The organism is Halobacteriovorax sp. RT-2-6 (assembly GCF_047085025.1).
Classification (GTDB): Bacteria; Bdellovibrionota; Bacteriovoracia; order Bacteriovoracales; family Bacteriovoracaceae; genus Halobacteriovorax_A.
Genome location: NZ_JBKIYH010000003.1, coordinates 49,668 through 69,827 on the forward strand (window position 1 = coordinate 49,668; position 20,160 = coordinate 69,827).

Genomic DNA, 20,160 nt, shown 5'->3' on the forward strand with positions numbered 1-20,160 from the left:
GAGTTCCTTCCTAGATTATAATGAAACAATTCCTCTTCGTTTCAGAATATTATAAAGTGTAATCCAGTTGTAATTATTATTTTCTGACTTTGATAATAATTTTAATCCATAGCCGTTAGGGTAAACGAGCTCAACACAAAAGTTATCAACAAATTTTCTACCTTCATATTCTAACTCAAATTCTAACTTTTCACCCTTAGATATTTTTTCACTCGTGTAGATTACAATTCCTTTATCATCACAGTTAGAAATTTTAACAGGTAAACAAGAGCCTGACGAAAGATATACATTTCCTTCAAGAGAACAAAAGCCGTCGAAATTAAAATTTTCTTTTGTAAAAATTGGTTTGAAGATTGCTTGTCCAAGCTCTTCCTTCAAAAGAAGAATCATATTATATGAAACTAATAAAAAGATTACCGCCATCAAAAGAATAATCTTGTCGTACTCCACTAGGAATAATGAAAATACCTTATAAAAGATATTTAAAACAAAGACCGACAAAACCACTATAGTAAGTTCTCCCATGTAGAGAATCTTAAAAATTAAAAATATAGCTAAGGCAGTTGTAATTTTATAGGTCGTAACAATTCCGATAAAACGATTCAAGTCAATTGCTGAAACATCTGCATCAAGTGAATAACACGTATGTAGGAAAAACAGCGAAAATACCACAAACAGAATATTTAGCAATTTGAATGTCAGAGTGTCAGAATTGTGCACTTATTACCTTAAATTTTAAAATTTGTTATAATTAATATATGGATTATTATCTCGAAATTTCTTCACGTTGTATAGAGTGTGATAACTGCAGGCTTATCTGTCCAGAAAAGGCAATTTTTATGGATAAAGGTAAGTACACAATAGAACCTTGGGCCTGTACGTTGTGTAACGCATGTATACTTGTTTGCCCTGTCGACTGTATAAAAGAAGTTACTCAGAAAGAATAATCTTTTTCCTTATAAGTAATAATTCTCGAATCGAAATCAAATCGAACACCAAGCCAATCCATTATCGATGTCGATCTAAAATCAGTTCCTTCAAGTTCCTCGATAGAGGCAACAAATTTTTTAACCACAGCTGGAAGCTTTTCAAGGTCTGAAATTACATCAATATACTTGTCCAGTGTACCCAAGTCGAGAAACACTGGGTTTTTAGGAAGGCTCATATGGACTGTTTTATTATTATAGTCCGCTACCGTTTTGAAGAAAGATGATTCACCTTCAACCAGTGGAATCTTTCTTAAATCTAATATACCAACACCTGAGTAAGTTAAATAATTACTATCAGCATCATGAGGTGAAATACTTGTAAGCTTTCCATCAATAACTTTAGTCTCGTTGTAAGAAGCATCTTTATCAACTTCAATTGCATATAAGTGAGCAATCGCATTAGCAGATAACATTCGTTCAACATCATTTTGAATCTGCTCAAAATCAAAAAAATAAAATTGATCAGAATTAATAATGAATATAACCTCATCATCAATATGCTTCTTCAAATTATGAATACAGCCACCGCTACCTAAGATATCTGGTTCATGTAGTAAGACAACATCCTTACCTTTTGCCCAAACTAGCATTTCGTCATGACAATGGTGAGAATTTATATAGATATTATTACAACCTAACATTTTTGCATAAGCTACTTGTAAATCCAGCAAACGTAGATTGAAAAATGGCCATAAAGGTTTAGGTATTATTTTTCCTAGATTTCCCATGCGTGTGCCAAAACCAGCACTAGCAATAAAGCAAGTTTTAATCATTCAAACCTCGCTCTAAAATTTTTGCGAAATCATTAAACTTTTCAATTGTACTCGTTTTACAAGTATTAATGAGCTTCTCTAAGTTTACAGGGATGAATTGTAGGTAATTATCTTTCTTTTTATCGATATTTAAATAGGCGAAACTTCCAAGGGCCTTAAAAGTTCTTTGAATTTGCACAATATGATAATCATTTTTGTACTTATTATAAAAGTCATTATCATAACTTAATAATAACTTCTCTTTCTCGGCGTCAGAGAAATTAATATAACAGTCGTCCACAAGTGAAACTAAATCATACATTTTTGGGCCAACCCTCATGTCTTGATAGTCAATATGGAATAGAACACCATCCTTAACATAAAGATTATTTGAATGATAATCGCGATGACAAACAACTTCCTTATGAGATTCATAATAGTTAATGATGTATTCTCTCACTTCTTTTAGAAGTAAACTTTCATCATTATTTAGTTCAACTCCTAAATGTTGCTGTAGAAAATAATTGCATGCTAAATCAAATTCAAAACCAATTTTTTCACGATCAAAGTCTCTTCCCATGCAAAACTCAAGTGGCATATTTTGATATTTTTTAATATCGCCTACAGCTTCTACATGCTTAGAAAGTCCTGAAGAAAGATAAAAATCCTTTAACGAAATACTTCCAATATCTTCTAGAATAAGGATTGAAAACTCTGGATCGTAGAATAAAATCTTAGGTGTTTTAATATCACTTAAAATATTATTTGTGACAGTGTTGAAGTCACAACTTTGTTGGCCATTTGAAATCTCAACACACACTACATATGTATTATTCTCGTGATTTAAACGATAGTACTCACGGCTAGAAGCATCACCTGACAATTTCTGCAGATTGCTATCTTTAGTATAATAACCAACATTTTCTAGCTTATTTACAATTGATTCTTTATTCATCCTATTTACTCTTTAGATACTTTCTTTGAAATAATAGAATAGACGAGATGAGTTTTTTTCAAAAATTAAATTCTCATCCTCTCCACTATTCACCATATAATTTTTAAGTAAAAATTCTTCTTTCGAAAGCTCATGTGAGTGTACACCTTGCACACTAAAACTAATCGATTGACGGTTTAGAGTCTGGAGCCAAAGAAGTCGTGCCTCTGGATCGTATCCAGATTTGATCAATACTTCGTAGACCAAGTTATTTAAGTCTCTTTTAGCATTCAAGTCTAAATTATTAATACGAATCATATCATCGATAGTGTAAGAATTTAGTGGAATCAGTTTTTTCTTCTCATAGATGCCAATTTTACTTCTTATCAATTCTCCTAAGAGAACGGCCACGAAAATATTCTCACTATTCATATAATTTTTAAGTAAACCACGAGACATAAAAACGTTATTTTTTGGAAGGGAGAAGTAGAAATTCCTATTGTCATCAACAATATAAAAATTGATACCAAAATCGTCTTTTTGAAAGAGCCCTTGATTATTTAAATAAAGTTCTTTTGCAATTGTATTCAAGTAACGCAGAGATCTTCTATTTGGTTTTCTTACCTTATTATTTTTGATGAAAAGTTCTGCTATTCCTTCAAGGTGCGTCAGATAATCTTGAGATGTAAACGTATCCTGATAGTTGTATGGATAATCATTATCTTTTTTATAAAGATAAGTACAAGACGTGAAACTAAATAGTGTTAGTAGAATTAAAATTTTCATCTTCTATTAGGTAAAAAATAAAAAAGCTCTCGTTATGAGAGCTTTATATAATTAATCTATTATACATGAATTACATAGACTCGGAAGCAACATCTCTTTCCTCAGGAACATAATAAAGAGTAAAACCTGCAAAGATTAGATTTGGGTCTTTAATCATATCTCTATTATTATCCCAGATTGATCTCCACTTGGCCGGTGTTCCATACTTATCTTGAGAAATAACACCAAGTGTTTCTCCTCTTCTAATTAAGTGAGGTAGTCCAACTGGGTTCCAGTTAAATTGTCCACTTTGATATTTGATTTTATCTCCTGCTTGAAGACCATCGGCCAAAGCTTCTTGATTCATCGCTTGGATATCACGCCACTTTCTATAGTCACCATATAGCTTAAAAGCAATCCACATTAGTGTTTCACCTTTTTGAACTTCATAGTAATCAGATGCAGTTACAATAACATCTTTTTCTAAAGCTACATTTTCTTCAAGAAGAATTTCATCTGTTGGTGATGGTGCTTCACTTCCAAGAACAGCAACTGATTCATCAGTCGGTTGCATTGTTGCTTCTTCTAGTTGATTTAGATCTTCATTCGCATCAACAACGAAGTCAGAATCATCAATTGAAATCTCTTCAGATTGTTCAGCCGCTGCTACTTCCCCTTCTTTCTTTTCATTGTTTGAACATGAAGTGAAAGTTAGTGCCGAAACTAATAATAATAAGAATATCTTCTTCATGGTATATTACCCCTTTTAAATAGTAACAATTATATGTAATTCCCTTCGGTTACTTTTAAATAGATATTTAAATTTTAACCGCCTAGACTAATTTCTTCATGCGATGTACAATTTTTCCGTATGAAGAATATAATGATCCTATTCTTACTATTTTTATCAACTACTGCTCTTTCTCAAAGTGCAGTTAATGATTTCTCAAATGCAGCTAATTTTGAACTAGCTAATGAAAAGCTATTGAAAATTTCTGGAACCAAAAGAATTATTCTTGTCAGTAATAGTCAAGATAGCTTCGCAAAAGGTGACTACATTACTATCTTAATAAATAAGGTACCTGTTGCACGTGGAGTTGTTCCAAAACAAGAAGAGAATCAAGCTGCTGTTAAAGTCACAAAAGTGTACGATGAAGAATTATTTAAAAATTTCTTTGTAAACCAAGATGTTCAAATCTTACGTGGCGATGACTCAGCTTACGGTAAGCCCGCTGACAATCAAGATGATCAATTTAAAATCACTGATTCAGAATCTCTTTATGATGATACGACATTACTAGAGGAAGACTTGTATGGTGATGAAAGTCAACAAACAGGTGTCATTAAAAATGATAATATCGCCTCTGTTGGTATCGGTCTTGTGGATGGGTTTAACACTGCCGGAAAGCAAGATACAAATACTCAATATAATGCCGCATGGTCTTTTCAAGTTGAAAAAAATATTTGGGTCGAAGGCTTTATCGGTCGTCATCTTATTCGTGCTTTCCCTGCAGATGATATAGATACAGCAGTAAATCAGTATATCTTCAGAGCAAAGTACTCATTTGAAGGTCCTTTATACACCGTGTTTATGCCATATGTTGGATATAAATTTGCAACTGCTGATAGTCCTGGTGCTGGTGACGTTTCTAAAGTTGGTTCAGACCAAGCCCAAAGAGAACTTGACCTCGTTGCAAGTGTTGAACAAGATGAGTTTGTTTTTGGTGCAACAGGATTTAAAAGATTAGTACCTGGATGGTTTTTAAGGGTTGATATTGGAACAGATGTAATGGGAGTAGGTCTTGCACTTGAGTTCTAAGTTTTTATTATTTTTTACTACTTTTGCACTAACTTCTTGTGGTGTAAAAACTGCTCCCAAGCCAAAGAATGATAACTTTCCTTCATTCATTGAGCAAAATAAAAAAGTACTAAGACCTAAGTCACAGCTTAAATCTAAAAGCTCAGATGAAGATTCAAAAAAAGAATCTAAAAAGTCTTCGAACTAATGAAAATAATCTTCAGTCTCGGCTCAAATTTAAATAATAAAGAAGAGATTCTTCTTAGCGCAACTAAAGAAATCGAATTGGCCCTAGATGCCAAATCATTTATTAGTAGGATTTTCGAAACCCCACCATACGGGCCACAAGATCAGCCAAATTTTTATAATATTGCTCTTGAAATTGAGACATCCCAAAACATAGAGCCAGAAGCTCTTTTGCACATAGCAAAAGAAATTGAAAATAAACTTGGTCGCAAACGACGCTATCACTGGGGCCCTAGAGAGATTGATATCGATATTATTTTTATTGATAAATTAAAATATGAATCAAAGAACTTAATTATACCCCATAAAGAATTTAGAAATAGAAGCTTTGTGCTCGAGCCCTTGAAGGATTTACCGAGCTATAGCGAATACAAATCATATTTTGAAATTGCTGAATTGAAGCATAATGATGCAACACCACTCAAATAGTACCAAGGTGTTTTATTACACTATCTTAAGCCTTTATTACCTATTTACTAAATACTGAAAAACTATCTATAATAATGTCACATTATCTTTAGAACAATAGGTTCCATCATGATCAACTTTGAATTAACTTCCGAGCAAAAAGAAATTCGTGAACTTGCAATGAAATTTGCAAAAAATGAGATGATGCCTAAAGCTGGCGAATATGATGAAAAGGCACAGATGCCTTTAGACATTCTTCGCAAAGCTTGGGAGCTTGGTTTAGTTAATACTTGTATTCCAGCTGAATATGGTGGTGCAGGTTTTTCTACTATTGATTCAATGATCATTACTGAAGCTCTTGCCTATGGCTGTCTAGGAATGAATACCGCAATCATGGCAAATGATCTTGCACTTCTACCAATTGTTATTGGTGGGAATGAAGAACAAAAAAAGAGATTTTTAACTCCTTTTACTGAAGATTATAAAATTGCAGCTTTCTGCTTAACAGAACCAGGCTATGGATCAGATGCAGCGGGTATCAAAACAACTATAAAAGAAAGTGGAGATCACTACTTATTAAATGGAAATAAGATGTGGATCACAAATGCAGGATATGCAGATCTTTTTGTTGTCTATGCAACAACTGATACAACACTTAAGCACAAAGGTATTACGGCACTTGTTATTGATGGAAAGTCCGAGGGAATTGAGCTTGGTGAAAAAGAAAATAAAATGGGACATCGTTGTTCTGATACTAGAGCAGTGACTTTTACAAACGTAAAAGTTCCAAAAGAGAATATTTTAGGTGGTCTTGGTCAAGGTTGGCCAATTGCAATGGCAACATTAAATCACTCTAGACCTATGGTTGCGAGTTCCGCAGTAGGTGGAGCTCAATGTGCTATGGATCATGCGGTTAAGTATGCTGGGGAGAGAGTACAATTTGGTGTTCCACTATCTCGTCATCAGGCCATTCAAATGATGATCGCCGACATGGGAATTGAAATTGAAGCAGCTCGACTACTTGTTCAAAAGGCTGCGTGGTCAATTGATAATGGAAAACCAAATCCAGAACTTTCATCATACTCAAAAGCTAAAGCCGCTGATATGTTTATGAAAGTAGCAACTGATGCTGTACAAGTATTTGGTGGCTACGGTTATAGTAAAGAATATCCAGTTGAAAAAATAATGAGAGACGCCAAACTCATTCAAATATATGAAGGCACTTCACAAATACAAAGATTAGTTATTGCTAAAGAAATTTTTACAAGGAGCTAAAATTGAACATTTTTGTATGTATTAAACAAGTTCCAGACACGGAAACTAAAATTACTCCAAATGGTGATGGATCTTATATCGAAACAAGTTCTATCAAGTGGATCATGAATCCATATGATGAATTTGCAGTAGAGCAAGCTCTATTAACTAAAGCTGCAAACAGTGGTTCTACTGTTACTGTAGTAAGAGTTGGTGGTGTTAAAGACACTGAAGCTCTAAGAACTGCCCTAGCAATGGGTGCTGACGATGCAATCCTAGTTGAAGCTGATGACAACTTAGATTCATATATGACAGCTAAAGCACTTAAAGGTGCTATTGAAAAATCTGGAAAAACTCCAGATGTTATCTTCACTGGAAAACAAGCAATTGATGACGACTGTCTTCAAGTTCCACAACTTCTAGCTCAAATGCTAGGAATGCCTTCAGTAACTGTTGTAGACGGTTGTGAAGAAGCAGGTGGTTCATATACTCTTAAAAGAGAAGTTGAAGGTGGAGCACTAGAAGTTTACGAAGTAACTGCTCCAGTATTAATTGCGGCCAACAAAGGTCTAAACAGCCCACGTTATGCTTCTCTTCCAGGGATTATGAAAGCTAAGAGAAAGCCTCTTGCTCAACATTCACTTTCAGATGTAGGTGTATCTGCTGACGATCGTCGTGTTAAGTATTCTGGTTTCCAACTTCCACCAGAAAAACCAGCTGGGAAGAAGTTTGATGCAATGGACGAAGCTGCTCAAGCAGGTGTTGTAGCTGAAGTTGTTAAGCTTTTAAGAGAAGAAGCTAAAGTTATCTAAGGAGATTATTAAAATGGCAAAGATATTAGTATTTTCTGAAACAAGTGGTGAAACAGTTAAGTCTGTTACATTTGAAATCTTAGGAAAACTTGCTGGTCACACTGTTGACGTAGCAATCGTTGGTGACATGGGTGCTAATGCAACTGCAGATCTTGCAAAGTATGGTGCTGCTAATGTTCACAACCTAAAAGGTGCAAACCTAGATAAGTATTCTCCAGAAGGATACGCTAATGCACTTAAAGAATTTATCGGTTCAAACTACGATTACGTATTTGCTGGTGCAACTTCTCTAGCAAAAGACCTTATGCCAAGACTAGCTGGTATGTTTGATGCAGGTATGGCATCAGAAGTTACAAATTTTGTAATGGAAGGTGACAACTTTGCAGGAACAAGACCACTATTTGCTGGTAAAGTTCTAGCTAAAGTAGAACTAGACGGACCTAAGCCAGGTTTCGTAACTGTAAGACCTAACGCTCTTGGTATGCCAGAAGCTCCAACTGCTGGTGCAGGTGCTGCAAATGAAGTTGCTGCTAACGCTGGTGACATCAAAGCTGCAATCAAAGAAATCGTTAAGGGTGCTTCTGAGAAGCTAGACCTGACAGAAGCAAATGTCATCGTATCTGGTGGTCGTGCTATGAAATCTGCAGAAAACTTCAAGATCCTTGAAGAACTAGCAGAAGTTCTTGGTGCAACAGTTGGTGCTTCACGTGCTGCTGTAGACTCAGGATATGCTCCACACGCAATGCAAGTTGGTCAAACTGGTAAAACAGTTGCTCCATCTCTTTACATCGCTTGTGGTATTTCAGGTGCTATTCAGCACTTAGCTGGGATGAGAACATCTAAGGTTATCGTTGCAATCAACACTGACCCAGATGCGCCAATCTTTACTAAAGCTGACTACGGAATTGTTGGAGATCTTTTCCAAATCGTTCCAATTCTTAAAGAAGAACTTAAAAAAGTTCTTTAAGCATCCGCAGCATTGTTTGCCCAAAGGCAAACTATTGGCTGCGGTGCTAGGCCTCAGTGCAATGAAATGAATTACATATTCAACAAGCCGGGTTCAAGCCCGGCTTTGTTGTCTCTAGGCCTATGGGAAAGTTTGTACAATAATCAATCTACTCCCTGCGGTGCTAGCTCCCCATGCAAGGAGCAGATTCTGATCGAGAGCGAGGGTTCAGTCTGCTTCGGCTCCTGCCTCTAGCAGACATACAGGTCATCGTAACCATAAAGCCCGAGCGGTTCGTCTCAGGAGCAAAAAAACTTCGCATATATAATACATAAAAAAGGCCCTCAATTTTGAGGGCCTTTGTTTTTCTTCTCTTCTCTCTTTATATTTATGGATTAGAATCCGTAACCTTGTCTGTCTAATTCTTCTTGTCTTTCGTATTCAAGTTCTTTTTGCTCTTCAAATCTTTCAGCTGGATCGTCTACAAGAACTTCTTCTTCGTATCTTTCTTCTTCAACTTCTTCCACATTTTGTTTTTCATTATTTTCAGCGCTAACATTACCTTGAGCTAAGTTAATATCGTTTTCAAATGACCCTTCTTCTGTCAGAGATCTTTCAAAACGTGACTCTTCTTTTGCTCTTTCCATGCTTTCGAATTCAGCATTTACTCTTTCTAGCTCATCGTAAGTTACAAAGTTAATTAACCCACCAGCATATGGACCAGTTGTAAATCTTAGACGGTATCCATTTTCACCATTTCTAGCAAATACTCCGTGTGAAAGTTGTCCCTGAAGTTCAACTTCAAATGCACTTCCATCTTTAAGTTTAATATCACCAAGTACTTCATTAATATCTTTATCGAATACGTTGAAGTAAAGACCTTGAACACCATTTGGTCCAACTGTAACACTTCCTTCAATCTTATCTTCACCACGAATTAGCTCGTTATTTAATTGAGGAAGAACTACTCTTTCGATAATAAATTCTTTTCTCTCATTTTCATTAATGATTGCTGCTTCTTCTAAAGCTTCATCAACAATAACTTCTTGAGTAGCTACTTCATTATTTGCTTCTAAAACTCTTCTTGCTTCAATTAATTCAAATCCATCTTCATAAGCTCTAAAGATTGAGATATTTTTATTATTCTCGTGTAGGAAAGAAACATCAAAAGTGTACTCATTATTATCGTTAAGTTGAACAAGACCAGTTCCAATTAACTTCATATCAACTACTCTTTTAGAGTTTGCTTTCTTCTCATTAAAAATTTCATTTCCTTCGTGATTCTCTACTCTTACAATTTCCCATTTACCGTCGATAATTTGTGCATACTCTGCAACAGGTAAGTATTGTACAGATACTTTTTCACGATCAGATGAAGCTACGATACGATCAACGCTCTCATCAACTCTCTTTTCAAAAGAAATATCTTTCTGTTGCATAAATGAGTTATCAGTTACTGAAATCCCTTGATAGATGCCACCGAATACAAGGAATGATCCTGATAGTACTGATGCGATAATGAATTTCTTGTAAATAGCTGTTGCTTTCATACAGTGCTCCTAAAACCTATATGCATATATAGAAGCAACACTCATGCCAAATTGAACAAATACGTATATTTGCTAACTTACTGAAAACGCGTTCGTATTTAATGGAATTTATTGAATTGTTTAGGTATTAGACTGTTAAACTTTTAACACTGTAGAAAAAGTAAACACACCCCAGGGGTGTGCCTACTCTAATATGAATAAGAATTAATCAACTTGGAAAGTCTTCTTCTCATAGTCACTATGAGAAGCTCTAAAGCGCTTTAGAGCGACTACAATAAGCTCTTCAAGCTCAATCCCAGTATTCTGAGACATTAACTCAAAAGAGGTAACAACGTTTTCTTCGATCATAACTTTAAGCTCTTTAAGATTGCCTTGGTTATGCGTTTGATCTTTCATTTAAAACTCCTACTTTACGACCTTCAAGGCGCCCATTTTTCTTAGATTTACTAATGCTTGGGTGACTTCAAAATCAAATAATTCGCAATTGCTATAAATATCTTTAACCTTGCTGTATTCAGCTATAGTTTTTAATAGTAAAAATTCATTTGCACCAGTCTTTTTTCCATTTTTTATGAACACAGGATTGATCAAAATGTGAATATTTTCTGGTGGACGAAGGGACTTAGCCTTTAAATGCTGAGAATAAGCATTTTCAATATTCGACTTTAACTCACTAAATTTTAGTTTGAATTCGTAGTCACTCTCAGAAACAACTTCTGGCTCGGCCACAAGAGTGAACTCCTCGATATGATCCATTTCAAAAATTACTAACGAGTATAAGGCCTTAAGGCCTGTCTTCTTAGAAAACTGGGCCGCAACAACAATTCCCTCGCTAATATATATAACGCCTAGGAACTGACGATCGGCCCTTTTAAGAATATTGATTCTGCCTGTGAAATTAAAAGAGCATTGCTCCTCTATTTTCTGTATGATGGACATTTTCTACCTTTTGAAAATTTTTGAGAAAAAACCTTTCCCCTCACCATCATTATTTTCTATTTCAATGATCTTTTTTGCAATACCGGAATATGCTTTCCATACTGGTCTACTTTCGTATGAATTATTAGACATGTAAGGCACACCATTATCGCAAGATTCACGTAAAGCAATTTCAATAGGGATTTCACCTAAGAATGGAAAACCAAGCTCATTTGCGATATCAGCTCCACCCTTTTCACCGAAAATATAGTATTTCTTCTCAGGCATATCATCTGGTGCGAAGTAGCTCATATTTTCAATAAGTCCTAAAACAGGAATATTGACCTGTTCAAACATATTGAAGCCTTTTCTAGAATCAAGTAGAGCAACATCCTGTGGTGTTGATACACCAACAATCCCACTTAGATTTAAAGTTTGAGCAATTGATAACTGAACATCACCAGTTCCTGGAGGCAGATCTAATACTAGGTAATCAAGCTCACCCCAATCAACATCAAAAAGAAATTGATTTAGAACCCCACCAAGCATAGGCCCACGCCAGATTACAGCGTCTTTTTCTTCAATAAATAAACCGAAGCTAATGAATTTAATTCCATGTGCTTCTATAGGGGCAATTTTCTTATCATCAGTTGCAAGAGGCTTCGCATCTCTTTGACCCAGAAGCATCGGAATAGATGGCCCATAAATATCGGCATCTAGTAGACCTACTTTCTTTCCTTGGTTTTTAAGAGATAGAGCTAAGTTTACAGAAACTGTACTTTTCCCAACACCACCCTTTCCAGATGAAACAGCGATAATCTTCTTCACGCCCGGAATATCACGTTTTTGAGGTGCAGCCTTAGCGTGACCGACTTCTAACTTCGCACCTTGTTGTTGGGGCTTTTGCTGTTGCTGAGCTGGCATTTCTTGAGTAGAAATAGTTTTAATGAAGAGGTCATCTTCACTAACAATAGCTGAAAGAGAATTAACAATTGAATCCTCAATATCTCGTTTTTGTGCAGGAGTAATGCCATCACGATTATAAACAATCGTAAGCTTCTTATCTTCGATTGCAATATCCTTGAAACGATTCTCATCTAATAGGGATTTTCCAGTGTTTGGGTTATTAACCTCAACTAATTTACTTTTAACTATTTCAATATTTAGCATACTAATTCTCTCAGTTTTTTATCGTTTTATGCGTGAATTCTATTAAATATTGGGCACTTATTCAATGAGTAAAGCAAATTTTTGCCCTACAACAAAATTCATAAGATGTTATAATTACTAAAGAAACTAAATTAAAGTTTGGAGAAATTGTGTCTAAGCCATATAAGCGTTCCATAATCATAGTCGACTCTAAATTTCAGCTGAGATTCAGTGCATTAATTTGTATTGTAATTCTAGTACTAAGTGCATTCTATCCACTTGTTATTTACCAAGTGCTAACTAATATTTCAGAAAAATTTCCACAATCTGCTGAGCATATTGCAACAATGAAGAGTGATCTTTTAAACTTTCTCATTTTATGCCAAGCATTTTTTGGGATCCTCATCTTTGTAGTTTGTATTTTCTTTACTCACAAAGTTGCAGGCCCACTTTATAAATTAAAACAATATCTTGCTGGACTAAGACACACAGGGTTTGAAAGAAAGCTTTCATTTAGAGAAGGTGATTACTTTCAAGATGTCGCAGATGAAGTTAATTTAACAGTTGAGTACTTCCAAACTCATTTTAAGGAAGACACTGTTTATATTGATGAAATCTGTAACTATTTAAAGAACCTACAACAAGTTGTACCTGACGATAAAAAATTAATCTTAAGTGATGTAGTCACTAAGTTAAAAAGTATGGAAGGTCGTTTCAATGAGTTTATTGGGTAAGAAGTTTATTCTTTTATCGTTAACGGCAAGCTTGTCATTTACAAGCTTTGCTAAAGATTCTCGTTCTCTTAAAGACAAAGAGCTTACAGCTGCACGTCACATCTCAGAAATTGAACGCATTTTAAAAAGAAAGAAATTACCTAATCATAAAATCAATAATGCAATTAAGGCCATTAAAGATGGTGGTATCTTTAAAAATTATCTCACTCACTTGGAGTTTTTAAGTGATCTAAAAACATCACTAAAAAAAGATAAGTATTTTTCATGTAATATTAAAAGTCACAGAACAAATCGCGTTGAGGATGAATTTGTTTCAAATATTAGAAATTACTGTTTTCACACTGTTAATTATTTAATTAACGATAAGTATTACAATGATATTATTGCTGATGATGAAAACTTCTCTAAGGCCATTCAATATCTTGCAACATCTCGAAACTCACTTTTCATTAGTAAACTAGAAGAAGTTGATAAAGAATCTAAAATTTATCAACATATTAAAAAACAGCTTATCGAAATAACTTTGATCAATGGGCTAAAGATTGATTCTAAGCTTTATTCACATATAGATTTTGATAAAGATATCACTCTTTTATTCCAAAATAATCTACATAGAATTAAGAAGAACAAATTAACCATTACGAACGAATTTATAAAACAATATCGCCAATTAAAAAATCTAGTAAAAAATAATGAGAAAAAGAAAGCAAATATCAATGAACAACTTTCAAAATTTTTAACTTTTGAAAAGGCCAATGAAGACTATATTTATAAAAAATCTTCATGGAAACGTGTTCGCTATATTGGAAAACTCCTTTTAAATAATGATGATATTGCCAATGCCAATCGTTACTTTGCTCGCTCATATGAGATTAGTTATGATGATGAATCAAAAAATGAATCACTCTTCCTTCTACTTTGGAATTCAATAAAAAATGAAAACTATAAGGAAAGTATCGTAACAGTACAAAACTATAAATTAATAGATGAGTTTTCCAATCTATACACTAAGACAAAATTTTGGATTGCTTATAGTTATATGAAAGATGGGAATGAATCCCTTGCAAAACACTTATTCAAATTAATGATTAATGGAAACCCATTAAGCTTCTATTCAATTATTGCCCAGGACTATCTTCCTGAGTTTGATAAGAATTATGTTAAATCACTTTATTTCCATAAGAATACAGTTAATCTTCCCAAACTAGAATTAGCGGACTTCACCCAGGCCAAACAAAGAAATATTAAAGAATCAAATATTTGGCATGAGTTAAAATTTGTCGGAAAGGTTGATAAATTAATTTATGAATTTATCCGTTTCAATCCTGAAACTGATATTATCAATAGGGCCAAGTTAGACTCTCTTCCATTAGAAGAACAACGTGTGGCTATATTTAATTACTTTCTTCATCATTTCAAAGAAAGTGGTGATTTTTTATCGAGTTTCAAACTCGTCTCAAGGACAATTGACTTAAATCTCATAAGGCCTTCAAAAATTGATATTACGACTCTCTTTCCGGTTCTACATCTTGATAAGATTAAAGATGTAAATGCTGAAATTGACCCGCTTCTAGTTTTATCGATTATCAGACAAGAAAGCGCATTCAATCCAAACGCACGTTCAGCAGTAGGCGCACTAGGACTAATGCAACTTATGCCAGCTACGGCAAGACAGATGACTAATTTTAGAAAAACAGACGAGATCTTAATTCCACATAGAAATATCGATGCTGGTGTACGCTACTTTAAATCACTACTTAATAAGTTTGATGGAAATATAATCTATGCATTATCTTCATATAATGCAGGTCCACACAAGGTAACAAAGTGGGCAAAGAATCTTATGGATGTAGAAGATCCTATTTTTCAAATTGAACAAATTCCATATAAAGAAACGAGACTATACGTTAAACTTATCTATCGTAATTTCTTCTTCTATAATTTAATGAAGGATAATTATATTTTAGAAAAAAGTGTGGCATCGACATTTAATGCATTTCCTAAGAAGGAAGCGAAACGAGAAATTTCATCTCAGTTGTAAACAATATAAAAGTAAGTTCTTATGCAAAGATTTTTTGCTCCAGAGACAACAAAGCCGGGCTTGAACCCGGCTTGTTGAATATATTTCTCTAGCTAAAGTATTGGGGAGCTAGCACCGCGAACAATAGACTGGCTTTGGCCAGTCAATTTCGCGGGTGCTTAAACATTAAAACGGAAGTGAATAATATCACCGTCTTTTACGATGTACTCTTTACCTTCCATACGAAGCTTTCCGGCTTCCTTAACCTTCGCCTCTGATCCATTAGCAATTAAGTCATCATAGTGATAAATCTCTGCCTTAATGAATCCTCTTTCAAAGTCTGAGTGAATTACACCTGCAGCTTCAGGAGCTTTAGCTCCTTCTTTGAAAGTCCAAGCACGAACTTCTTTAACACCGGCCGTAAAATATGTACGAAGACCAAGCATATTATATGCTTCATGAGTAAGCGTTTCTAAACCAGAAATTTCAATTCCAGCAGCTTCCATAAAGTCTTTCTTATCTGCTTCATCTTCTAGTGCCGCAATTTCAGACTCTAGCTTTCCACAAATCTTAATTGCACGAGAACCTTCTTTCTGTGCAAATTCTTTTACTGCTTTTACATAGTCATTATCTTCATCAACACTCTCTTCATCTACGTTACATAGATAAAGAGTTGGCTTAAGAGTAATTAGGTTAAGATCACGAGTTAACTCGATATCTTCCTTATCCATCTCAAGAGTACGTGCAGCAAAACCTTGCTCTAAATGAGCAGTAAGTTTTTCTAGAACAGGTACAAGCATCTTTGCTTTTGATGCAATTTCTTTATTTTGGTTTTTCATTAACTTAGGAAGGTTTGCTTGCTTTCTTTGAACAACTTCAAGGTCAGCTAGAGCAAGTTCCATATTAATTGTTTCAATATCATCAACTGGATTAACTTCACCGTGAACGTGGATAACATTAGTGTCATCAAAACAACGTACAACGTGAACAATTGCATTTACTTGACGAATATTTCCAAGGAATTGGTTACCAAGACCTTCACCTTTTGAAGCACCCTTTACAAGACCTGCAATATCAACAAATTCAACAATAGTTGGAATAACTTTTTGTGGCCCAATGATTTCCGCAATTTTTTGCATACGAATATCACCAACGTTTACAATCCCAATATTTGGTTCGATTGTACAAAATGGAAAGTTAGCTGCTTCAGCTGGAGCCGAAGTTAGAGCCTGAAAAATCGTTGATTTACCAACGTTTGGAAGTCCTACAATCCCACAATTTAGGGCCATTATTTTCTCCTGATATCTATTTACTTAAATCTAGTAATTGTTTCTTTTTATATCTTTGAATCGCTGTTTTAAAGCCACTTTTTACATAACATTCAACGGCTTTTGAAGCTTTTTCTAAGTAATCGTCAATAAAGTCAGCCTCCGAACCAAAATAGCGGCCCAAAACCCAATCAGATACACTTCCATGTTGTGGACGTCCAATCCCCATACGTAAGCGCTTAAAATTGTTATGACCTAATTGTCCTGCAATTGACTTAAGACCATTGTGACCCGCAAGGCCACCACCATCTTTAAAGGCAATAGTTCCCCACGGTAAATCTAATTCATCGTGAATAACTAAAATATTTTCTGGTTCGATTTTGAAGTATTGAGCAAAAGGAATAACACTCTCACCACTTAGATTCATATAAGTTTGAGGCATTAACACGTAGAACTTATCTTCATCCGTTTCAAACGAAGACCAAATTCCTTTAAATTTCTCTTTAAAAGGCAAGTCCTTGATTGGCTTGATAAAATTCATTACGTCCCAGCCAATATTATGTCTGGTACCTTTATATTCTGAACCTGGATTTCCAAGTCCAACAATTAAATAATTCATAGGTTACCCGTTTATAAAAATAATGAACTAACTGAGTCGTTATTAAACGTGCGATGAATCGACTTGGCCAATATTTCAGCGGCCGAGACAGAAATTATTTTTCCACTCTCACGCGCCTCTTTACTCAGAGGAATTGTATTTGTCACAAGAACCTTATTTAAAGATTCTGCTTTATTGATGCGCTCAATAGCAGGCCCAGAAAATACAGGGTGCGTAGCACATGCCACAACACTTCTTGCACCATTATCTTTTAGAGCATTACAAGCTTCGATAAGTGTTCCTGCAGTATCAATCATATCATCTAAGATGATACAGTCCTTACCGTTTACATCACCCACAATATTCATGGCCTTTGCAACGTTCTTTCCCGTACGACGCTTATCGATCATAGCGATATCGCACTTACACTTTTTAGCGTAATGGCGAGCACGCTCAACTCCACCAGCATCTGGTGAAACGAAGATCGTATTTTCTGTCACAAGTTCTCTTTTAATATGACTAAGAAGAACAGGAGAAGCAAAAATATTATCGAATGGAATATTAAAGAAACCTTGAACCTGTCCAGAGTGAAGGTCCATTGTAATAACACGACTAGCGCCTGCAACTGTAATAAGATCGGCAACCAGCTTTGCTGAAATAGGAGTTCTCGGCGATGCCTTTCTATCCTGACGACAGTATCCGTAATGAGGAATAACTGCTGTAATCGAAGACGCTGACGCTCTCTTAAGAGCATCGATCATAATCAGAAGCTCCATTAAATTATCATTTACCGGCGCACATGTTGATTGAATAATGAAGACATCAGCACCACGAACGTTTTGTTCGATTTCACAAAATGTTTCACCATTGGCAAATTTAATAACTTGGGGGTCAACTAACGGAACATCTAAGATTTTCGAGATATCGGAAGAAAGCTTTGGATTTGACGTGCCTGATACGAGAACGATCCTTTTCATGATCTTATTCCTTTCTCTGATCCGTGAGAAAATGGCTGGGGTAGAAGGACTCGAACCTTCGAATGGCAGAATCAAAATCTGCTGACTTAGCCACTTGTCGATACCCCAGCAATGTAGATTTGTATGTAATATATAAGCTAGTTTCTTATTTTTGACAAGAAATTTTTAAATTTGCCTACTTATTCGCATGCCAAAGACGCAATTCGTTGGCCTGAATACAGAATAATCTCCTGATAAAGTCTGAAAGCTGTCGTACTTCCGTATAATCTTAAACCTTTCTTATTTGTACGAACACCTTCATAACCGACCCAGATCGTAAAAAGATCATGTCCATCATAACCGACAAAGAGATTATCAAAACCATTATTAGATGTTCCTGTTTTCCCGAAGAAATGTTGTTGCTTAAGCGCTGGCTTTACCATTCTTCTAATTGTCGTTTGATTTGGATCTGCAAGAGACTCGTACACTCCGGCCCCTACTCGACATTGCGCAAGCATAAAGTCTTCATATAATTGATAGAGCTCATCAACTGATAATTCAATGGCACCAAGAAGCTGGGCAGGATATTGGGCCAACGGTGTTTTAAGATGTTTAATCTTATCCTTCAATATAACTTCAACTTTTTCAAAACCAATATCATGGGCCAGTCTAACAACTGGATTGTTTAAGGACTCTTGTAAAGCTTGAGAAATAGGGTACTCACTCGCAGAAGGTGTATGAGATTCCGAGGGTGTCCACTTTCCACTAACAAGATCTAAAGTTATCGGCTCCGTTGAAACTAAATCATCTATTTTATGGCCCTGCTCAAGGTATATTTGAAACAGGATTGGCTTTAGTGTTGAACCTACACCATGACGTTCCTCTTTGAAGGCCTTATCAACATTTCTTTCAAATTTAGAATAGTAGAAACTTTTATGCTTTGGATTTCCAAAAGCAATTTTAACCGCCAAGTTCTCTTCGATCCCTTTCAGATCTCTTAAAAGATTTTTAGAAGCTAAGACTGTTTTAAAAAATCGAAATTCACTAAGCATTGGATCTTTATTAACTCGAGTCGATGTCAAATATATCGCTTCATAAAATGAGTCATCTTGAAAAACAGATAATTGTTTTTTCCAATTTTCCCACTTCTCATCAGACCACTGATAATCTGTGTTTTGATCAAAAAGATCTAAGCTTTGTAATTTATTAAAAATAAAGTCAGCACGCCCTCTAAGACGATCTGTACGATAGATAGGATGATAATAACTTGGCCCTTTTAACATTGAGACCAATATAGCTGATTCATAAGGATCTAACTCAGAAATAGGTTTATTAAAATATAAAACAGCTGCTGTGTTCACACCTTTTATTCTAATTCCACCAAGACTTCCCCAATACACTTCGTTGAAATAAGCTTCTAGAATTGCTGACTTATCGAATTTAAAATCAATATAAACGGCCAGGATAGCTTCTTTAATCTTTCTGCTAAATGACTTCTCATTTGTAAAATAGATATTCTTTACTAGTTGTTGTGTCAGTGTTGATCCACCTTGTACAAGAGCACCAGCTTTAATATCTGCAATTATCGCACGAATGATAGAAATATAATCAATACCTATGTGATCAAGAAAACGAAAATCTTCAATACCAATAAGACCTTTAGATAAGATAATAGGAATATTATAAAAGTTAATTTTATATTGAAGACAGCGGTTGTAATTACAATCATTACTTCTAATAGAATTTAACTCGAAGCTTTCTTTCACACTTAGAATTGACCTCTTTTCATCGTCAAACTTCTCAAAAAAGACAGAGTTAAATCTCTCATCACGTGAATTGGCCTTAAAAAATAAGAAGTCACGTTTCTTAACAAAACTTCCCTCTTCAAAAAGAATGGTTTTCGAATTCGTATCAGGTGTTTTAGGAGTAATAATTCTAGTTAAGTCTGCGTCATTGATTGTATTTATGGAATAAATGACACACAAGCCAAATAATCCAACCATCAAGAATAATAATATCTTTATTCGTTTATTAAGCACCTTTGAATACACCTATTTTTTTGA

Annotated in this window: 22 protein-coding genes and 1 tRNA gene; 9 read left to right on the forward strand and 14 right to left on the reverse strand. The window is 34.9% G+C overall.

Translation table 11 applies throughout. From position 1 onward, the window contains the following. Nucleotides 1-15: 15 nt before the first annotated feature. Nucleotides 16-672 (reverse strand): hypothetical protein, encoded by a 657-nt coding sequence (locus tag ACMAYS_RS14080; protein WP_392994079.1) that lies wholly within the window; start codon nt 670-672, stop codon nt 16-18. Between the two features lie 86 nt (nt 673-758). Between ACMAYS_RS14080 and ACMAYS_RS14085 the strand changes: the two genes are divergently transcribed. Continuing rightward, complete coding sequence (locus ACMAYS_RS14085) at nt 759-947, forward strand: DUF362 domain-containing protein (protein ID WP_103218658.1); 189 nt, start codon at nt 759-761, stop codon at nt 945-947. On the opposite strand, the gene ACMAYS_RS14090 is transcribed toward ACMAYS_RS14085, so the two are convergent. The 4 genes from ACMAYS_RS14090 to ACMAYS_RS14105 all read right to left on the reverse strand — a co-directional run bounded on the left by ACMAYS_RS14090 (nt 935) and on the right by ACMAYS_RS14105 (nt 4,191). After that, nucleotides 935-1,762: a sugar phosphate nucleotidyltransferase gene (locus tag ACMAYS_RS14090; protein WP_412463485.1), complete on the reverse strand. Its 828-nt coding sequence runs from the start codon at nt 1,760-1,762 to the stop codon at nt 935-937. The two genes, ACMAYS_RS14085 and ACMAYS_RS14090, sit on opposite strands and share 13 nt — an antisense overlap. Continuing rightward, entirely contained in the window at nt 1,755-2,696 is a 942-nt protein-coding gene (locus tag ACMAYS_RS14095; RefSeq protein WP_412463486.1) for a phosphotransferase, read from the reverse strand. The genes ACMAYS_RS14090 and ACMAYS_RS14095 overlap by 8 nt, the downstream gene beginning before the upstream one ends. A gap of 12 nt (nt 2,697-2,708) precedes the next feature. Further along, nucleotides 2,709-3,461 carry a hypothetical protein gene (locus tag ACMAYS_RS14100; protein WP_103218655.1) on the reverse strand — a complete coding sequence of 251 codons (753 nt, stop codon included), beginning with the start codon at nt 3,459-3,461 and terminating at the stop codon, nt 2,709-2,711. Nucleotides 3,462-3,531: 70 nt separating this feature from the next. Further along, nucleotides 3,532-4,191 carry a LysM peptidoglycan-binding domain-containing protein gene (locus ACMAYS_RS14105; RefSeq protein WP_103218654.1) on the reverse strand — a complete coding sequence of 220 codons (660 nt, stop codon included), beginning with the start codon at nt 4,189-4,191 and terminating at the stop codon, nt 3,532-3,534. A gap of 120 nt (nt 4,192-4,311) precedes the next feature. On the opposite strand from ACMAYS_RS14105, the gene ACMAYS_RS14110 reads away from it, so the two are divergent. The 6 genes from ACMAYS_RS14110 (at nt 4,312) to ACMAYS_RS14135 (ending at nt 8,925) form a co-directional block, all read left to right on the forward strand. Next, nucleotides 4,312-5,259: a hypothetical protein gene (locus ACMAYS_RS14110; RefSeq protein WP_412463487.1), complete on the forward strand. Its 948-nt coding sequence runs from the start codon at nt 4,312-4,314 to the stop codon at nt 5,257-5,259. Next, on the forward strand, nt 5,249-5,446 hold the full coding sequence (locus tag ACMAYS_RS14115; protein ID WP_158246916.1) for a hypothetical protein: 198 nt from the start codon (nt 5,249-5,251) through the stop codon (nt 5,444-5,446). The genes ACMAYS_RS14110 and ACMAYS_RS14115 overlap by 11 nt, the downstream gene beginning before the upstream one ends. Then, nucleotides 5,446-5,913 (forward strand): 2-amino-4-hydroxy-6-hydroxymethyldihydropteridine diphosphokinase, encoded by a 468-nt coding sequence (gene folK / locus ACMAYS_RS14120; RefSeq protein ID WP_103218651.1) that lies wholly within the window; start codon nt 5,446-5,448, stop codon nt 5,911-5,913. Before ACMAYS_RS14115 ends, folK begins: the two co-directional genes overlap by 1 nt. Before the next feature lie 111 nt (nt 5,914-6,024). Beyond that, nucleotides 6,025-7,167, forward strand: coding sequence for an acyl-CoA dehydrogenase family protein (locus ACMAYS_RS14125; protein ID WP_368667188.1), 1,143 nt, complete (start codon nt 6,025-6,027; stop codon nt 7,165-7,167). A gap of 2 nt (nt 7,168-7,169) precedes the next feature. Then, the gene (locus ACMAYS_RS14130; protein WP_103218649.1) at nt 7,170-7,958 is read left to right on the forward strand and encodes an electron transfer flavoprotein subunit beta/FixA family protein; all 789 of its coding nucleotides are present in this window, start codon (nt 7,170-7,172) and stop codon (nt 7,956-7,958) included. 13 nt (nt 7,959-7,971) lie between these two features. Next, entirely contained in the window at nt 7,972-8,925 is a 954-nt protein-coding gene (locus ACMAYS_RS14135; RefSeq protein WP_103218648.1) for an electron transfer flavoprotein subunit alpha/FixB family protein, read from the forward strand. A 374-nt stretch (nt 8,926-9,299) separates the two neighbouring features. Here the strand turns inward: ACMAYS_RS14135 and ACMAYS_RS14140 are convergent, their stop codons facing one another. From ACMAYS_RS14140 to ACMAYS_RS14155, 4 genes are all read right to left on the reverse strand, one after another. Beyond that, nucleotides 9,300-10,454, reverse strand: coding sequence for a hypothetical protein (locus ACMAYS_RS14140; RefSeq protein ID WP_412463488.1), 1,155 nt, complete (start codon nt 10,452-10,454; stop codon nt 9,300-9,302). 204 nt (nt 10,455-10,658) lie between these two features. Then, nucleotides 10,659-10,850 (reverse strand): hypothetical protein, encoded by a 192-nt coding sequence (locus tag ACMAYS_RS14145; RefSeq protein WP_021267727.1) that lies wholly within the window; start codon nt 10,848-10,850, stop codon nt 10,659-10,661. A 9-nt stretch (nt 10,851-10,859) separates the two neighbouring features. Further along, entirely contained in the window at nt 10,860-11,393 is a 534-nt protein-coding gene (locus ACMAYS_RS14150) for a hypothetical protein (protein ID WP_103218646.1), read from the reverse strand. Between the two features lie 3 nt (nt 11,394-11,396). Further along, nucleotides 11,397-12,542 carry an Mrp/NBP35 family ATP-binding protein gene (locus ACMAYS_RS14155; protein ID WP_412463489.1) on the reverse strand — a complete coding sequence of 382 codons (1,146 nt, stop codon included), beginning with the start codon at nt 12,540-12,542 and terminating at the stop codon, nt 11,397-11,399. A 149-nt stretch (nt 12,543-12,691) separates the two neighbouring features. Between ACMAYS_RS14155 and ACMAYS_RS14160 the strand changes: the two genes are divergently transcribed. Both ACMAYS_RS14160 and ACMAYS_RS14165 read left to right on the forward strand, forming a co-directional pair. Continuing rightward, on the forward strand, nt 12,692-13,255 hold the full coding sequence (locus tag ACMAYS_RS14160) for a hypothetical protein (protein ID WP_103218644.1): 564 nt from the start codon (nt 12,692-12,694) through the stop codon (nt 13,253-13,255). Then, complete coding sequence (locus ACMAYS_RS14165) at nt 13,239-15,296, forward strand: lytic transglycosylase domain-containing protein (RefSeq protein ID WP_103218643.1); 2,058 nt, start codon at nt 13,239-13,241, stop codon at nt 15,294-15,296. The genes ACMAYS_RS14160 and ACMAYS_RS14165 overlap by 17 nt, the downstream gene beginning before the upstream one ends. Nucleotides 15,297-15,454: 158 nt before the next feature. Here ACMAYS_RS14165 and ychF read toward each other — a convergent pair whose 3' ends face one another. From ychF to ACMAYS_RS14190, 5 genes are all read right to left on the reverse strand, one after another. Then, nucleotides 15,455-16,564, reverse strand: a complete 1,110-nt coding sequence (ychF, locus tag ACMAYS_RS14170) for a redox-regulated ATPase YchF (RefSeq protein WP_103218642.1) — start codon at nt 16,562-16,564, stop codon at nt 15,455-15,457. A gap of 16 nt (nt 16,565-16,580) precedes the next feature. Continuing rightward, entirely contained in the window at nt 16,581-17,162 is a 582-nt protein-coding gene (gene pth, locus ACMAYS_RS14175; RefSeq protein WP_392994059.1) for an aminoacyl-tRNA hydrolase, read from the reverse strand. Nucleotides 17,163-17,173: 11 nt separating this feature from the next. Beyond that, nucleotides 17,174-18,121, reverse strand: a complete 948-nt coding sequence (locus ACMAYS_RS14180; RefSeq protein WP_368667187.1) for a ribose-phosphate diphosphokinase — start codon at nt 18,119-18,121, stop codon at nt 17,174-17,176. A 29-nt stretch (nt 18,122-18,150) separates the two neighbouring features. After that, nucleotides 18,151-18,226: transfer RNA gene (locus ACMAYS_RS14185), tRNA-Gln, on the reverse strand. A 71-nt stretch (nt 18,227-18,297) separates the two neighbouring features. Further along, complete coding sequence (locus ACMAYS_RS14190; protein ID WP_103218639.1) at nt 18,298-20,100, reverse strand: transglycosylase domain-containing protein; 1,803 nt, start codon at nt 20,098-20,100, stop codon at nt 18,298-18,300. Nucleotides 20,101-20,160: the final 60 nt, after the last annotated feature.

Excerpts from the sequence above, each read along its gene's own strand:
- ACMAYS_RS14085 (WP_103218658.1), top strand. The coding sequence starts at position 759 with ATGGATTATTATCTCGAAATTTCTTCACGTTGTATAGAGTGTGATAAC.
- ACMAYS_RS14090 (WP_412463485.1), bottom strand. The coding sequence starts at position 1,762 with ATGATTAAAACTTGCTTTATTGCTAGTGCTGGTTTTGGCACACGCATG.
- ACMAYS_RS14095 (WP_412463486.1), bottom strand. The coding sequence starts at position 2,696 with ATGAATAAAGAATCAATTGTAAATAAGCTAGAAAATGTTGGTTATTAT.
- ACMAYS_RS14100 (WP_103218655.1), bottom strand. The coding sequence starts at position 3,461 with ATGAAAATTTTAATTCTACTAACACTATTTAGTTTCACGTCTTGTACT.
- ACMAYS_RS14105 (WP_103218654.1), bottom strand. The coding sequence starts at position 4,191 with ATGAAGAAGATATTCTTATTATTATTAGTTTCGGCACTAACTTTCACT.
- ACMAYS_RS14110 (WP_412463487.1), top strand. The coding sequence starts at position 4,312 with ATGAAGAATATAATGATCCTATTCTTACTATTTTTATCAACTACTGCT.
- folK (WP_103218651.1), top strand. The coding sequence starts at position 5,446 with ATGAAAATAATCTTCAGTCTCGGCTCAAATTTAAATAATAAAGAAGAG.
- ACMAYS_RS14135 (WP_103218648.1), top strand. The coding sequence starts at position 7,972 with ATGGCAAAGATATTAGTATTTTCTGAAACAAGTGGTGAAACAGTTAAG.
- ACMAYS_RS14140 (WP_412463488.1), bottom strand. The coding sequence starts at position 10,454 with ATGAAAGCAACAGCTATTTACAAGAAATTCATTATCGCATCAGTACTA.
- ACMAYS_RS14145 (WP_021267727.1), bottom strand. The coding sequence starts at position 10,850 with ATGAAAGATCAAACGCATAACCAAGGCAATCTTAAAGAGCTTAAAGTT.
- ACMAYS_RS14150 (WP_103218646.1), bottom strand. The coding sequence starts at position 11,393 with ATGTCCATCATACAGAAAATAGAGGAGCAATGCTCTTTTAATTTCACA.
- ACMAYS_RS14155 (WP_412463489.1), bottom strand. The coding sequence starts at position 12,542 with ATGCTAAATATTGAAATAGTTAAAAGTAAATTAGTTGAGGTTAATAAC.
- ACMAYS_RS14165 (WP_103218643.1), top strand. The coding sequence starts at position 13,239 with ATGAGTTTATTGGGTAAGAAGTTTATTCTTTTATCGTTAACGGCAAGC.
- ychF (WP_103218642.1), bottom strand. The coding sequence starts at position 16,564 with ATGGCCCTAAATTGTGGGATTGTAGGACTTCCAAACGTTGGTAAATCA.
- pth (WP_392994059.1), bottom strand. The coding sequence starts at position 17,162 with ATGAATTATTTAATTGTTGGACTTGGAAATCCAGGTTCAGAATATAAA.
- ACMAYS_RS14190 (WP_103218639.1), bottom strand. The coding sequence starts at position 20,100 with ATGGTTGGATTATTTGGCTTGTGTGTCATTTATTCCATAAATACAATC.